Genomic DNA, 1,774 nt, shown 5'->3' on the forward strand with positions numbered 1-1,774 from the left:
CGGGAGGCGGCCGGCGGGCGCGCTTTCATCGGGGTGCCCTTCGGGAGAGGGGCCCGGGGGCGGCTCGGGAGGGAGAGCCGCCCCCGGGGATGGAGGGTGTTTCCTCAGGGAGTGCCGTCGGCACCGCACTTGACGATGACGTTGATGCAGTCGCGTACGCGCTGGGCCAGTTCGTCCTCGGGCCACACGTTGAAGAAGTCGCCGTGCATCGTGTAGCCGCGGCCGGAGGCCAGCGAGAGTTGCTCCGGCGGGCTGTTCACCGGATAGCGCAGCACCTGGCGCAGCTTCGGCACGGGTACCGGGTGGGTCGAGGGGCACTGGCCGCCGACCGGGAAGGCCATGTGGCTCTTGTGGTCGGCGGAGTCCAGGTCGACGCCGTTCCAGCACTGCGGGAAGTCGAGGTACGACTCCAGCATCGAGCCGTCCGGGCAGTCGACGAACTCCTTGCCCGGCGGCACCTCGCCGTGGTGCAGGCAGGACCAGCGGGCGCTGGAGTTGTCGTCCGGGCCGGTCGCCTTGGAGTAGCCGGCGATGATGCGCAGGCCCCGCGGGAACGGCTGGATGTTGGCGATGACGTCGTCGCGCACGCCCTCGCCGAGGTAGTAGAAGGTGGTGCCGGTGGGCTCGATCTCGCGGGTGCCGTCGTACAGCGTCGGCACCCAGTACGAGGAGAGGTCGGAGACCGGGTCGCACGTCGTCCGGCCGCCCTGCAGGCTGGTCAGGTCGGAGTGGGCGTCGGTGGAGTCGTTGCCGAAGAAGCTGTGCATGTGGGAGGCGCCCGGCATGCCGGGCAGCACGATCGGGTCGTCGGGCTTGCGGTGGCTGTACGGGCACTCGGCGAGGAACTCCGCGACGCGGACGACGTCCGCCGCCGCGGCGGGCGCGGCCCGGTCGGCGGCGCGGCCGAAGACGTCGAGACCGGCGAGCCGGAGGTCCTGCTGCCGGGCCCGGTCGGTCGCCAGGACCCGCAGGTGGCGGCCGATGCCGGAGACGTCGTACGTCTGCTCGCCGGCGGCGGCGCCGGTGATCCGGCGGACCGTGACCCACCGCTCGCCGTCGGCGGAGGTCTGGAGCTGGAAGTCGTCGGCGGGCTCGCCGCTCCAGTCGAGGGTGACCGCGTCGACCTCGGTGAGGCCGCCGAGGCCGACGCGGGTGGAGTCCTGCGCGCTCGCCAGCGGCTGCGGGCCGCCGGGCTCCGCGCCCTGGGCGCGGTCGAAGATCAGCGTGGCGAACAGCACCAGGACCGCGAAGACGGCTAAGACCAGGGGCCGCCGTCTGGGCCGGGCGGCGTACGCCTGGCCGTGGGGGGATGAGGACACGACTCTCCTTCAAGAGGTGATCGGATTCCGACACACTGAGAGAGCGCTCCAACCGGGAAAGTAGAAGCGCGGGCGGGTGGCTGTCAAGGCTCGCCGCAGCCACCGCCGTCCTCACACCCCTTGAACTCACCGCGGGCGTACCAACACCCCTGCCGTTTCCGCGACTTCCGCGTGCGCCACCACCAACCAACCGCCTGAAAACGGGACTTACCGATCCCTCGTCGCCACGGGTGCGTGCGCACCCCCTTGACGGCGCCTGCCCATGGGCGTAAACCAACTCAGGCGTGAGAGAGCGCTCTCTTTCACTCAATCATTCATTCCTTGAAGCCTGATCGAAGAGCCGACCAGCGCACCATCCGCCCCACCGGGTGCCCCCCGCACCAGAGCCGACGACTCAGGAGTGTTACCGATGCGCGTACCCCCCACCGGAGAATCGCCCGCGCCGTCCGCAAGAT

1 pseudogene is annotated in these 1,774 nt (G+C 70.8%); it reads right to left on the bottom strand.

Going from position 1 to position 1,774, the window contains the following annotated elements:
* Positions 1-104: 104 nt before the first annotated feature.
* A pseudogene (locus H5J30_RS31000) lies at positions 105-902 on the bottom strand (DUF1996 domain-containing protein); the annotation flags it as partial.
* Positions 903-1,774 lie beyond the last annotated feature (872 nt).

The sequence above is a fragment of the Streptomyces phytophilus genome, assembly GCF_013870535.1.
GTDB lineage: Bacteria > Actinomycetota > Actinomycetes > Streptomycetales > Streptomycetaceae > Streptomyces > Streptomyces phytophilus.